We start from the raw sequence: 14,656 nt of genomic DNA on the forward strand, positions 1-14,656 counted from the left end.
GGAACTGTGTATGATAAACAATGACCAGAAAACAACTTGGGGCCGTAGCTCAATCGGTTAGAGCAGCAAACTCATAATTTGTTGGTTACAGGTTCGAGTCCTGTCGGCCCTATTTACTATTCTGGACTAACAAGGACTGCGGAAGAAAGGCGAGAACTGGTAAGGACATACGGCAATCAGTGATTTTTGCCTGTCATGCCTGGTCCACTGTAGAAAGCACTGGACTGCAACTTATATGCAACGCTTTTTCGAAGTCCGATTCCCTTACCTGCAAATAACTTTGCAGCGCTACATTAGGTGAATTTCCGATCCAGGAAACGACCGTCTGAATCGGGAACTGTTCAGTGAGTTCTGTCTCCCTGCTGGAGCGCAGATTCTGGGACGGTTTCGGCCAAGGTTTGAGACCGGCCCGCTTGATGATCTTGTGAAACGTCGTCCGCAGGTTTTCGCTCCTGATACGATGTTTCGCAATCACGTATTCAGACGGCTCTTTCTCTTCCGTAAAAAAGCAGTTATCCAGATACAGTCTGAGCTCTGGGAAGATTGGTACTATCCGGCCCTCTTTGCCCGCGTAACGTTCGGTCTTGGGGCTGATGACATAAAACCGGCCTTGCTCCCTCTGCGACCGTGCTATCGTTTTCTGAAGCAAGTATCATGCAGATCATCGGAAAGTGGAGGCACGGCCCGCGGTATCTCAGCCCTGAAGAGATCAACCAGATTCTGAACAGCCCCTCGAATAACCACAGTCCACAAATACGACTCCTTTCTACTTCTTCACAACTGAACTCCGAAAACTGACCACTACATAAACCGGACTTGACGGCTTCCCGCCCATCGGCATGATGCTGAGTTGTGCGTCGCGCGCGAGCGAAGTTCAGGTTCAGGTAAAGAACCGGCACCGCTGCGAAAATCAGCACTATAAAAGTCCCTTGTTTCAGCCACATTGAACCGAATTCCCCCGGAAAAAGTTATGCGGGTCGACACACACCAACCCCGCAAGCCACACAGCAACCCCCGCCGCCACTTACCTGACCCGTCCCGCCCCTCTGCCCCGCATAAAAAATTCACAGCTCCCCTTGACCACCCCACGCCATTCACAACAATCCGTTTCATAAGCATGATGTAGTTTTCTGATAAGAAGCCGACTTCAACAAAGTGATCGAGATTCGAGAGCGGGAAGCCTACCGCGTGCAGCTCTTTCTGGAGGAGGCAGACCAGAATCAGAAAGCGATTGTCTTCTGCAAAACACAACTGCACGCGGCGGTAGTGCGCGATCTTATCAACCAGATGAAAGAGAGCAGCGACCCCGATTATTGCGCCCGCGTCACGGCGGACGATGGCGCTCTAGGAGAACAGGCACTGCGCGAGTTCCAGGATAACGAGAAGACGATCCCGACTATCCTTACAACATCTCAGAAGCTGTCCACGGGTGTTGACGCGCGGAACGTGCGAAACATCGTCCTGATGCGACCGGTTAACGATATGATCGAGTTCAAGCAGATTGTGGGGCGGGGGACGCGAACATTTGAGGGGAAAGACTATTTCACGATTTACGACTTCGTGAATATCTTCGATCACTTCGCCGATCCAGAGTGGGACGGCGAGCCCATCGATCCCGACGTCTGCGGGAAGTGTGGTTCCTATCCCTGTGAATGCGAGAAGACGCCCCAACTCTGCAAGAAATGCGGCCAGCGTCCCTGCATCTGCGAAAAAGAGCCCTGCGCCGAATGCGGCGAGATTCCCTGTAAATGCAAAAAGGAAAAGATCCAGATCAAGCTGGGACGGGGCAAAACGCGACAGATCAACCATATGACCGAGACGACATTCTGGAGCGCAGACGGGCAGCCCGTAACCGCCGAGATGTTCATCCAGGAACTGTTCGGCAAGCTGCCCGAGTTCTATTCCTCAGAACAGGAACTGCGCGATATCTGGAGCGATCCAACGACCCGCAAGGGCTTGCTCGAACGCCTGGACGAAGCAGGCTATAGCATCGAGTCTCTGAAGACGCTACGCGACCTGGTCGCCGATCCCAAGTCCGACCTGTTCGACGTCCTGGAATACGTCTCGTTCGAGGTGTCCCCGATCACGAGAGCAGAACGCGTGAAAGCAGCAGAGTCCCAGATCTTCGAAAACCTGTCACAAGAGCAACGCGAGTTCGTGGAATTTGTCCTCTCCCACTACATCGAAGACGGCGAAGAAATCCTAAACCAGGAAGTCTTGCCCGACCTGCTCAAACTAAAATACGAAGCCATCCAGGACGCCATCGCAGCCCTGGGAAGTTCCGAGAATATCACGAATACGTTTATCGAGTTTCAGAAGTATCTGTACTCGGTGCTGTCTGCGTAGGAGCTCTCCCATTGGTGGGAGTACTTTTAGTTTTCTCTGGATAAAAACAAACCATAGATACCAATTCATCAGGTAGTTTGCAGGTGACAGACATGAGTGAAGATTTTGAACTGGTTGATGATGAATTCGATTTGCTTCGTAAGAAGGTCGCTTGTCGAAAATTCCTTGATGAATACGACCAGCTTGGTGAGATTAAGAAGCGAGCATATTACAAATTAACTATTGAATACAAAACCAGTGCATAAAAAACTGATTTGATTTGTAATAATTAAAAAAACAGCGAACAATTTTCTGGCTGAGCCCTCTCTTTAAAGATCAGAGAAATAAGAAAATCTGTTGAATGTGGCTGAGATATCTTTTTAGAAGATTCAAGATATTTCTATTGATTTCGAGGTTTATCCCTTATATCTTCTGTATCACTTTCCAAACACGCAGGCACACGATAATGCATAGTGTTCTTTGAATGTATCAACTCTCCTTATTCACGGACGAGTTACTTCAAATTTTTGAGTAGCATTATCACCCTTCTGTCACTTTGACAAAAAACATTTTGAAATTCGGTAGAAAAGCTGAATTCCAATCAGTGCTTTCAGATGAGGGCAGCGCTGAAAGGATTGAGGTATGCGCCTGGCATTTCTACTTTTTTCCTGTGTAACAAAATCGAAGGACTGGTTGCCATGGTGTTAAAAGACTGGTTGAATTCTCTGCGTCTTTCTCTCCAATCTCGATCTCATAATCGGGTCCAACGAATTAGTCGGCATAGGAAAAGACGCACTCACCGATATGTTGCATCGATCCAAAATCTGGAGCAGCGTCAGATGTTGAGCGGCACAAATGAGCCGCCTCAATTTGATGATGCTGGCATGGGATACTGGTGGAATATCGCAGAAGATACCGCCGTCGGAACGGTGGTTGGTTCCGTTTCTGCTGTCGATCCCGAGGGAGATGCCATCAGTTTCGCATTGACTTCCGGAGCAGATACATTTTCGATCGATGAAGCTACGGGAGCGTTAACTCTAATCGTCGGCTTGGATTATGAAACGAGCCAATACGCCTCGTTCGGAGTCAGCGCTACCGATTCCGCCGGAAATGTTGTGACAACATGGGGGGATATTTCTGTTACTGATGTCGATGAATCTCCTGTATTTACAGAAGGAGAGATGGGTTACTGGTGGAGCTTACCAGAAGATGCTTCCCTGGGAACTGTGGTCGGAACCGTGACAGCCAATGATCCGCAGGGGGATGAGGTCACCTATCAGTTAACTTCTGGTGGTTCGGTTTTTTCAATTGATTCAGTATCAGGGGTGGTGACTTTAATTGCTCCACTCGATTATGAATCCAGTCAGTCTGCCTCTTTTGGAGTCAGTGCAACTGACTCTGATGGGAATATTGCAACTGCCTGGGGGCAGTTGAGTGTCACTGATGTGAATGAGTCTCCCAGCTTTGGTGAAAATGAAATGGGATACTGGTGGAGTATTGCGGAAGATACTCCGGTAGGAACTGTATTGGGAACAGTGACTGCGAATGATCCACAGGGAGATGAGGTAAGTTATCAGTTAACATCGGGAACTTCGACTTTGAGTATCAATACTCAAACAGGCGAAATTACACTGATTTCACCTCTGGATTACGAGACCAGTCAATACGTTTCTTTTGGAGTCCAGGCTTCTGACAGTAATGGAAATATTACGTCGACCTGGGGGGAAATCTATGTAGAAGACGTGTCAGAGTCTCCCATTTTTGACGGAGGGGAAATGGGATACTGGTGGACTTTTTCAGAGGCCACCGCTGTTGGAACTCTGTTAGGAACGGTCTCGGCTACTGATCCGCAGGGCGATGAGATTACCTATCAATTAACATCAGGTACGTCCAAGTTTGCCATCGATAGTCAGACCGGAGCAATCACATTGATTGCCAGCCTCGACTATGAGACAAATCAGTACGAATCATTTGGTGTTCAGGCTACGGATTCTGACGGGAATATCGCGTCAAGCTGGGGAGAGGTCTATGTAGAAGATGCGATGGAGTCATCGGGTAGTGGTTCGAGTTCCGGCAGTGGCGAGACATCCGGTAGCGGCGAAGCGTCGGGTAGTGGGACTTCATCGGGAAGTGGATCTGCATCGGGGAGTGGGACAGCTTCTGGCAGCGGTTCTGCTTCAGGTAGCGGTAGTGGCGAAGCTTCCGGTAGTGGCAGCATATCGGGAAGCAACACAGCACCAGTATTCACTGAGGGAGAAATGGGCTACTGGTGGACGGTCTTTGAAGATACTCCTGTCGGAACAGTGATCGGAACGGTGACTGCGAATGATCCTGACGGTGATGGGGTCAGTTATGAATTACTTTCAGGTATGTCCCGCTTTTCCGTTGATTCGGCAACGGGAGCGATCTCTCTGGTCAGTGCTTTGGATTATGAAACCAGCCAGTCAGCTTCATTCAGCGTACGTGCAATCGATACTTATGGAAATTCAGTAACGGCGTGGGGTGAAGTATCCATCGAAGATGTGAACGAAGCTCCTGTTTTTGACTATGGAGAGTCTCAATACTGGGGGCTTTCCGAAGACACCCCTGTCGGAACCGCAGTTGGTGTCGTCTCTGCCACCTCGCCGGTGGGAGAGACATTGACATACTCTTTAACGTCCGGTCAAGATTCCTTTGCGATCGATTCTGCAACCGGACAAATTACACTGATTGCTGCGTTGGACTATGAAACGAATCAATATGTGTATTTCGGCGTGCAGGCAACTGATCCCAGCGGGAATTCATCCACGTCATGGGTAGACATCTATGTTGAAGATGTTTCTGAAGCACCAACTTTTGATGCGGGAGAAATGGGTTATTGGTGGACGGTATCAGAGTCAACTGCTGTAGGTACCGTTTTAGGAATTGTCTCTGCAACCGATCCACAAGGCGATGAAATCACCTATCAGCTGACTTCGGGAGCATCGAAGTTTTCGATCGATTCCACAACGGGTGCAATTTCGCTCATTGCCAGTTTGGATTATGAGACGAACCAATATGAATCTTTCAGCGTTCAGGCTACAGACTCGGCAGGAAATTCCACTTCTACTTGGGGTGAAGTCTATGTAGAAGATGCAGCAGAATCGTCTGGAAGTGGGTCTTCATCGGGGAGTGGGGCAGCCTCTGCAAGTGGTTCTGCTTCAGGTAGTGGCAGCGGATCAGTGTCCGGCAGTGGTGAAGCATCTGGCAGCGGATCAGTGTCCGGTAGTGGTGAAGCATCTGGCAGTGGCGAAGCATCCGGCAGTGGCGAAGCGTCCGGCAGTGGTGAAGCATCCGGCAGTGGTGAAGCATCCGGCAGTGGTGAAGCATCCGGCAGTGGTGAAGCATCTGGAAGCGGATCAGCGTCCGGCAGCGGAGAAGCATCCGGTAGTGGTGAAGCATCGGGCAGCGGAGAAGCGTCCGGTAGTGGCGAAGCATCGGGTAGTGGAGAAGCGTCCGGTAGTGGCGAAGCATCGGGCAGTGGAGAAGCGTCCGGTAGTGGCGAAGCGTCCGGTAGTGGAGAAGCATCGGGTAGTGGCGAAGCATCGGGTAGTGGAGAAGCGTCCGGTAGTGGCGAAGCATCGGGCAGTGGTGAAGCATCCGGCAGCGGTGAAGCATCGGGCAGTGGTGAAGCGTCCGGTAGTGGTGAAGCGTCCGGTAGTGGTGAAGCATCGGGCAGTGGTGAAGCATCCGGTAGTGGATCAGGTTCTGGCCCAGGCAATGAGATTGATCTAGACATCGATTTTGATGCAGAACGTGCTGCAACCCAGGCTGAGTACGATGCAACGATCGCAGATTTGAAATCAGGATTACTCGATTCTCTGACCGCAGGGGGTAATGCACTCACTACCTTGATTGATACGAATACAGCAGCGAGAGATGCGGCACGTGATGCGTCTAATCAGAGAATCAGTGATCAGATCTCTTCATTAACCAGTGGAGCGACGACGTTAAATGATCAGTTACAGGCAGATTCAAATGCCAACGATTCTGCTTTCGAAACTCGAAAAGCAGAGATCTTAACTGCCTACAATGATGCAAAAACGGCGGCTCAGACAGCCTTTGATACCCGGAATGCAGACGCGGTTGCCGCCTATAATACTAAGCTGGCGACAGCAGACAGTCTGTTTGATACGAATACCGCAACCGCTCAAGCGGACTATGATGCTGAAAATACTCGGATTCAAGGAGATTATGACGCAGAAGTCACCTCAGCCGAGGATGATTATAATACGGCAAAAACGGATGCTGAGAACGCATTCGCTGCAGCCGAGTCAACTGCCTGGTCTTTATATGAAACTACGGTTGCCTCCATTCAATCCATTTTTGATTCAGCCGTCACTACCGCAGAAAGTACTCGTGATTCTGTGATTGCAGGTGTCGCAACGACGTTTGATTTGTCGGTTGTCGAGGGAGGCATTGCCTATCAGAATGCGGTCCAGGCGGCTCAGGACGCTTATACCGCCAGCATTGATGCTGCTCTAGCGACATACGAATCAACCATGCAGAGTATCAATGATGCGTATGACACTGCTATGACAAACGCCGATAATGCCTTTAATTCCGCATTAGCGACCGCTGATGCCAACCATGCGTCGGCAGTGGATCAGGCGAATACGACTTATTCGAATTCCGTGACAACCGCCACAGATCATTTCGATGCACAGGTTCTGAATTTACAGAACAACTTTGATACAGCGATTACGAATGCCGGCGATGCTTTTGATGGCGCAATTTTAAGTGCGGATAATACTTATACGATTGATATTACGACAGCTGATAATACTTATAATACTTCAATTCAGACGGCCTCGGACGCCTATGATACATACATGAATGTGACACTTCCCGCAGGTTTCACGGCAGCGGTCAAAGGTGCAGCAGAAGCATGGGCTAATGACGTCGTCAGTACAAAAAATACAGCGACCGCTCAAATCAATGCCGCCACCGCAGCACATTTACAGACTGTGAAGTCCGCCACGCAATCATTTCTGGATGCCATTCCCGGTTTTGATGACCAAATGGTTTCTGAAGTTGCAAGTAAGTGGAGTGACTTTAATGATACGGCACAAACGGCTCAAGACGCCTATTATGCAGCCATTGAAAATATTAATGTTCCCGCCGATGCTGATTACGATACCTATTTCACTGCTTATGAAGCTGCCAGACGGGCAGCGGCAACGACATATTTTACCACTGTAGGAAACGAAGCCATCTCGCTGGGGACAGAGTTGGGAAGCACCTATGTCGCGATGCTGGAAACAGCATATGGTGATGCTGTAACCTGGGTCGAAACCGTTTCTGCTGCTGATGAAGCCCTGCAGAAAGTGATTGCAGAACAAAATGCGAACGTACAAAAAGCGTATGATGTAGGGCAGGCAACATACCTGGCTTCCTATACCGCGACGGTGAAACAATACAGTGCCGAAATCGCCGAAAAACAGGCTACTTTGAAGAAAGCCAAGGTCTCTGCAGCGGATCAGAAAGATATCGATTATGCAAACGCAGAGGCGAAAGTCGCCAAAGCGAAAGCAACGGCAGCTAAGACCTATTCCGATGCGATTGCGACTGCAGAAAAAACGTATGTTGACGGCTATGCGACCGAATGGGACAGCCTGCAGTCAAAGCTGACGGATGCCTGGGCAACACACACGGCAGCTTTGAGTGCCGCCGATGATCAATGGGTGACAGCGGTGGTTGCTGCCGACTCTGCCTGGGTTACTGCCGCCAATCAGGCCGCTTCTACTTATGAATCGGCAGCGGCAAACGCATATGATACCGCAGTGAACGCCTCGCATGCTGCGTTGCAGACCTATGTTGCGACGGTTGGTTCAGAATGGGCGAATGCCCTGGCGTCGTATTATTCGTCCGATCCGAATATTGGCACCGTGACCGGCGCCTGGAACGCTTATAATAATTCGATAGTAGGAGCGTGGATCTCTGCGAATTCAACAGCATCATCAGCTGCCAATTCTTATTACGGATCTGTACAGGACGCGACCAATGCCAGAACCCAAGCCATCGCCGATGCCGGACATGCGCGGGCCACTCGTGTGAATGCCGCACAGCAGCAGGCCATTACAGACGGCATCGCCAATCAGCGGACGTTTGATGATTCCTATCGATCTGAAGCGGTCGCCCATGCGAATTCGGTGGCAGCTGCCGAACTAGAGAAAGCCAACGAGCAGGCAGCGGCTGCGAAAGAAAAAGTTGATGCGGACGCCGATAATTACAAGTCGAGTATCACGGATGTTTCCAATGAGCATGAATCGACTGTGAATGCAGAACATGGCACGATCCAGGGCGCCATCCAGGGATTTGTGAATGGAGCCTACGCCATTGTAGAGGGAGTCATGAATGACTCTGGCTCTGCGGCAACTTTGGAAATCGATCAGGCATTGGAAGAAGCGAAAAAGCAAGCGGAAGAGGAAAAGAAAAAACACGATAATATTGCCAGCTTCCTCAAAGGCCGCATCATTGCGGGCGCTAACAAGAGCGTAAAAGATCAGGCGACTTCTGCCAAAGAGACATTGAAAAACATTCTGGATGATGTTCAAAATGGAAACATCCACGAAGACTATATTGGCTGGAAAACAGAATTTACGATGATGCTGGATATGATGTCCATGTCCGCCGATATGTTCGAAAGCCAAATGATGGGGCCTGTTCAGGAACTGATGAATAATATTCTCTCAGAAGAGTCGATGGCGAATAGTCCAGAGATGGGAGGATATGTTTCAGGAGGGCCAGGGGCTCTGGATGTGTTAAAGGCGGCCTTCGGATATGAAAGTTATGGGGCATATATCTATGATAATTATGGTGAACTGGTAGGGACAGTCGATTACACACTAGGTCTTGTGGGAAGACGAATTTATAAAAGTAATGGGGGGATGTATATATCCTACAAATCGCTAGATGAGGTCAATAGTCTAATAGCGAACCAAACAGTCCCTTGGCAAGCTAGTAGTTGGGATTCGCAATTTGGCGGAATCAATCATTCTGGAGATTCTGTTGATCCCGCAACGCAAACTTATTCTTATACTGCGATTAGTTTTCTAGTCGGGGAAGAAGCACTTGCTGCGCAAGGGGGATTGGCCAGCGATATTCTCATCTCCGCTCAAATTGTCACTGAAGCAGTAGGTTTAGTCGATCCCACGGGAGTTTCTGATGGGTTGAATGCACTCGTGCTGGTTGCCCAGGGGGATACAGCAGGGGCAGCCATTTCTGTCGCTGGGATTCTCACTCCCTTTGGCGCAGAAAAAATTGCCAAGTATGCCAAGCGAATCCCTGTCAGTAAACTGGACGAAGTCAGTGATGGAGTCCAGGGCCTGCGGCAGACGGCCCGTCAGACGATGGACAATTCTAATAACATCATCAGCAAAGCGGACAATCATGTTGCTGACGTGAAAGCAACATGTAAAACCCCCGATGGGGGATGTTTCGTCGGTGATACTCTGGTTCATGAGTCAGGGCCGGAAACAGATGCAAGTCTGGCTTACTCCAGCACGTTTGTTCTCTTGGGGGCGATCGGCATGGGCGTCGCTGAATATCGCAGAAAGAAGAAACAGAATCAGGATATTGTCCCGGAGAAAACAAAGCGTCTTGTCATGGACGAGGATGATCCTCATTTCCATATTTTACCAGTGGAAGATGACGGTCTGCCGGGGCGGCTCTCCACCGAGTCGTTGGATGAGTTGTGCAATCAACTGTGTCATTCCGAACGGGAGTTGAACATGTCTGATAAGACAGATTTGATGCAGATGGATCACCTCTATTCAGAACCATTATTAAGTTTTGACGATCACGCTTCCTGCCGTGTGCAATCAGAGAGTCAAACAGCCGTTCTGATGGACGAAATCCCCAAGCCTTTGGGGGCAAAAAAACAAAAGGAAGCGAAAGTTCCTGTTCCGCAATTGGCCGGTAAAGCGAGCCACAGCCGATTCAGTAAAGGGGGCCTGGTCTGGCTGGTCGGTTGTTTGCTAATGGGGCTGGGCCTGTTTGGTTTTGGGGCGATGTCTCCCGAGTCGGCATCGCATACGACGCCCATTTCAGAAATTGAAGTGGGTGACAACGTCTTGGCCGGCAATCCAAAAGAAGCCCCTGATCTTCGGTTCGGGAGCAGCGTTGATCCTGAGACCTGGAGGAAGATTGAACTCCGCGCCCCTAAAGTGGATGGCTCCTTTGCAGATGTGACGTTGTTGCGACCCTTGAACTGGATTGCGGAACAAAATGCAGCAGCGGGTCGTACGGTGCATATCTCGGTACCCGAATGTGGCATCAAAGGGGATGCCCGGGTCCTCTCGATCTCAGCCTGTCCACCTGTGAAAAGTGGATCGGGCAAAACCGTCACGGGGGTCTTCCGTCACTCTTCCTCAAAAGTTGTTGATGTTTATATAGACGGTTTAGAGAACCCCATCGGCTCTACAGGCAATCACCCGTTCTGGAGCGAAGACCGCCAGGAATTTGTCAGGGCAGACAAACTGCAGCCAGGAGAACGGTTAAGAACCTTAAAGGGAATCACCCGGGTCACAAATGTTGTGTCACGGGGAAGTCCTGTACCGGTCTTTAATATTGAGGTGCAGGTTGATCATACTTACCATGTTGCTGCAACTGGGGTGCTGGTTCATAATGGGAGCGCTGAACTGAGATGTGGTTTAGACGCCACAGGTAAGGTGCATGGAGAGCTTCCACTACCAGAAAACCTTGATAAATATGATCCAGACGATCTGAGGGCACTTAAGAGTGAATTAGAGACAAGTGTGCAAACACGAATACAAAGTAATATCCAACATGGTTATGACCCAGCACATGCCCAAAGACAAGCAGCAGAGCAAGATCTAATCAAGTATATCGAACGAACTTTAGGTGAGTAATGTCAAAAGAAACTACCGGTGATTTGCTTATAAAAGAGCTACATAAAGATCCTCAAGTGTTTTATGAGAAAGGTAGATCGTATCAACTTCTTCAGGAATATTTTAAAGACTATAATATAGCTACTCTCAGTGGTTTGCTTACAGATAAAGATCCATATGTAAAACGTGCTGCCATTTGGATTGCTTCTGAGCTTGGATATGAAAGTAGGTCGCTAATTACAGAAATTTTCCCATTAGCCAATGATGATGAAGATGAATATATCCAAAGTTATGCTCTTGAGGTTCTGACTGTTTGTGCTCATGGGGAACACTCTGAAAGAATAATTCATGTAATCGAGGCATTAGAAAGCAAACGTAAGTTAATACGACTTTTGGCGATGAGGTTGATAGCAAATCTTACTGCTGATCAAATTGAAGCAGGAATAGAATACTTCAAATCTTCAAATAGCTTACATGTTAAAGGCCTCAAGTTTTTAGGCGACTGTGACCAGCTGTCAGCTAAGCAGGTATTATTATTGATAGAGAATCAGGAACCGTTAAACAGAAAGTATGGCGCTATACTTGCGAAATGCAAATTACAGAGTGAACCAGAATTGATGACGATAGTTGCTAAGAGTTTAGACTCTGACTTGCGAGAATTTTCTGGTAGTTTAGTTGCTTAAAATATTTTGAGAGTATATATGCAATCTATATGATTCATCATACTGACATTTTAAGTGTTGCAATGATTATCTGGAGCATCAAGTAAGGAGAAGGCAAAAATGGGTCAGGACTCTTTGATTATAGTGAACTGATCCTTGTAATGCCTCTCTCTTAATTCTATAGGTTCACGTCGGCGTGGAACACGTCTCCTGATCAAACGAAAGCACACTACATCATCACCGCTCTACTGTCACGATACTATGAGAGTGACAAGATTGTTATGAAAGTCAGATCAATGAAATATCAGTCACACATAAAAATGTTCATTTGCATGATTATGGTTACGTTCATTTCCTTTACTGGATGTAACAAATCTACTGAAACAGCAAAGAATAATCCTGTAACTGATAGCGGCAAAAACGACGTTGACAACAATACCGCGGCTAAACCGCTAATCAATGACACAACCAACTCTTCAGATGAAACTACTTCGGAACCAGTCAAGGATGCTGAGACGCAAAAAGAAAATGAAGTTTTGAATGTTGTGGGCACAGTTTATAAAGTCAACAATATGTTGATTATTATCACTGATATTAAATCTGAGAAACCCGTTGATGATATGGATGAAACCCCTCTTAATTTAACGCTGAGAATCTCAAATAAAGATCCTGAAAATGAGTTATTATATACCTCGTGGACTCCGCTTGATTCTGAACTGAGTTCGAATAAGCGTGTCTCTCATATTCAAGACGATCAAGGCACGATATATCCGATTCTCCTAGCAAAGAAAGATCAGCCGTATGCAGGGCAAGTACTTCAAAAGAAATTAAAGCCGGGTGAAGCAATCAAAGATGTGCTTCTCTTTAAAGAATTAAAACCAGATACGAAAAGAATCAAATTGTATCTTGTCGGTAGCGAGATGACTGATCATAAAGATTTGGTTTTTAATTTACAGGTTCCCTGAAGCAACAATCAGCCATTTCATTTCCCATTACAAAGAAATCAGTAGCCGCGGAAATAATGGGTTTAAGTTCCAATGCGCCGCTGAAGATACAAGGTAATGACAAAACATTCCAAAATCATCGTCGGCATGGGAACAGGTCGGTGCGGTACGCTTTCTCTGGCGGAAATACTCAACGCGCAACCCAATACGCAGGTCACCCATGAAGAGGCACCTTTGCTGCCGTGGGATCATGAGCCGGATAGCGGCATTATTGCCAGGCGCTTTGCCCGAATGCGGCGGAAGCGGGATGCTGAATTCGTTGGTGACATTGCTTCTTTCTATCTGCCTTATGTGGAAGAGATCATCAAAGCAGAACCTGACGTTCGCATCATCTGTCTGAAGCGGGATAAAGAGGCCGTCGTTAAGAGTTTCTGTCGCTGGCTGGATCTGGTGCATCCGCTGCCTACCAATCACTGGGCGAAAGAGTTGCCGCCGGGTTGGCATTATGAGCCCAACTGGTCTCGGATCTTTCCCAAGTATGATATTCAGAGCAGGGAAGCGGGTATCGCCCGTTACTGGGATGAATACAACGAGCGAGCAGAAAGACTCGCTAAAGAATTTCCAGATCATCTTAAAATTGTTGAAATGGAACAACTGAATGATGAGGCTGGCGTCAGCGAGCTTTTATCATTCGTTGGAATTCCCAAAAATCATCAGGTGAATCAGGCAGGGCACCATACACACAAGTCAGGTCATACTCCCACACAAACTGTAAGTCCTCGTGCATCTGCTCACCCGATGGACCCACGGAAATGCGTGGTCTTAGTTCCTTATTCAGGCAGTATCGTGCCGCAGTGTGAACAGTCTCTCAAGGAACTGGAACGACGAGGTTATACAGTTCGTCGTGTTCGGGGTTATGCTGCCATCGATCAAGGACGCAATCAACTGGCGACCAATGCCTTAAAAGACGGCTTTGAAGAAACGATGTGGATCGATTCTGATGTCGGCTTTTTTCCTGATGCCATCGAAAAACTGCGAAAACACAACCTGCCAATTTCTTGTGGGATCTATCCCAAAAAAGGGAAGCGGGAACTTGCCTGCCATGTTCTACCGGGGACACCGAAGATGACTTTTGGTGAGGGCGGGGGGCTGATCGAAATTCTATATGCCGGAACGGGATTTCTCCACATTCGCCGGGAAGCCTATCGAAAGATTCAGGAAGAGTTGAAACTTCCGATGTGTAACGAACGTTTCGGCGAAACCATGATTCCGTTTTTCCACCCTATGCTTTATCAACGTGATGATGGCTATGATTATCTGGCAGAAGATTATTCTTTCTCTCAACGAGCACGGGACTGCGGCTTTCAAATCATAGCAGACACAACCGTTCGCCTCTGGCATGTTGGCATGTATGCTTACGGTTGGGAAGACTCTGGTCGAGAACCACAACGCTTTGGTTCGTTCACACTGAATTTCAATCAGTGATAAATTTTAACTATCCCTCATACAGAGTTCAGTTGAAATGGTTCCATTCATAGAGCAAGCTTATTTCAGCAGATGAAAGTGCTTTCTGCTTTGGGAATTCTTCACAATTAAATCAAATATGGTGTGTTCGCTTTAATTACTGAGATTGATTGACGACTGCAACGTCTGCTGCAACTTTTGAAATCTGCTAAACTGCTATCTCACATGGTGTCAACTGGTTGGATAAAATCTTCCGAGTCCTGTCGGCCCTATTCTCCCCCTCCGCATCATTTCGTACTTCTTCGCAAGCCCCTGATTCACAATGAGATACATCGTTTTTCTCATCTGCGGTTTGCGGTCCTGATTTACTGTAAACGGCAGTGTACTGCAG

At 48.0% G+C, this 14,656-nt stretch carries 5 protein-coding genes, 1 tRNA gene and 1 pseudogene; all 7 read left to right on the plus strand.

What is annotated here, in order from left to right; all coding sequences use genetic code 11:
• The first annotated feature begins 38 nt into the window (after positions 1–38).
• Positions 39–112: transfer RNA gene (locus tag Pan241w_RS07020), tRNA-Ile, on the plus strand.
• Positions 113–1,137: 1,025 nt separating this feature from the next.
• A pseudogene (locus Pan241w_RS07030) lies at positions 1,138–2,346 on the plus strand (type I restriction-modification enzyme R subunit C-terminal domain-containing protein); the annotation flags it as partial.
• A gap of 92 nt (positions 2,347–2,438) precedes the next feature.
• A complete protein-coding gene (locus Pan241w_RS29300; protein WP_198000367.1) occupies positions 2,439–2,591 on the plus strand; it encodes a hypothetical protein in 153 nt (50 codons plus the stop codon).
• A gap of 573 nt (positions 2,592–3,164) precedes the next feature.
• On the plus strand, positions 3,165–11,216 hold the full coding sequence (locus Pan241w_RS07035) for a cadherin domain-containing protein (RefSeq protein WP_198000368.1): 8,052 nt from the start codon (positions 3,165–3,167) through the stop codon (positions 11,214–11,216).
• Positions 11,216–11,878 carry a HEAT repeat domain-containing protein gene (locus Pan241w_RS07040; RefSeq protein ID WP_145212960.1) on the plus strand — a complete coding sequence of 221 codons (663 nt, stop codon included), beginning with the start codon at positions 11,216–11,218 and terminating at the stop codon, positions 11,876–11,878. Before Pan241w_RS07035 ends, Pan241w_RS07040 begins: the two co-directional genes overlap by 1 nt.
• Before the next feature lie 275 nt (positions 11,879–12,153).
• A complete protein-coding gene (locus Pan241w_RS07045) occupies positions 12,154–12,822 on the plus strand; it encodes a hypothetical protein (RefSeq protein WP_145212963.1) in 669 nt (222 codons plus the stop codon).
• Between the two features lie 96 nt (positions 12,823–12,918).
• Positions 12,919–14,286 carry a sulfotransferase gene (locus Pan241w_RS29305; RefSeq protein WP_198000369.1) on the plus strand — a complete coding sequence of 456 codons (1,368 nt, stop codon included), beginning with the start codon at positions 12,919–12,921 and terminating at the stop codon, positions 14,284–14,286.
• Positions 14,287–14,656 lie beyond the last annotated feature (370 nt).

It is taken from the genome of Gimesia alba, assembly GCF_007744675.1.
In the GTDB taxonomy this organism is placed as follows: Bacteria; Planctomycetota; Planctomycetia; order Planctomycetales; family Planctomycetaceae; genus Gimesia; species Gimesia alba.

Coding starts and splice junctions, on each gene's coding strand:
- Pan241w_RS07035 (WP_198000368.1), top strand. CDS start 3,165: ATGTTGAGCGGCACAAATGAGCCGCCTCAATTTGATGATGCTGGCATG.
- Pan241w_RS07040 (WP_145212960.1), top strand. CDS start 11,216: ATGTCAAAAGAAACTACCGGTGATTTGCTTATAAAAGAGCTACATAAA.
- Pan241w_RS29300 (WP_198000367.1), top strand. CDS start 2,439: ATGAGTGAAGATTTTGAACTGGTTGATGATGAATTCGATTTGCTTCGT.
- Pan241w_RS29305 (WP_198000369.1), top strand. CDS start 12,919: ATGACAAAACATTCCAAAATCATCGTCGGCATGGGAACAGGTCGGTGC.
- Pan241w_RS07045 (WP_145212963.1), top strand. CDS start 12,154: ATGAAATATCAGTCACACATAAAAATGTTCATTTGCATGATTATGGTT.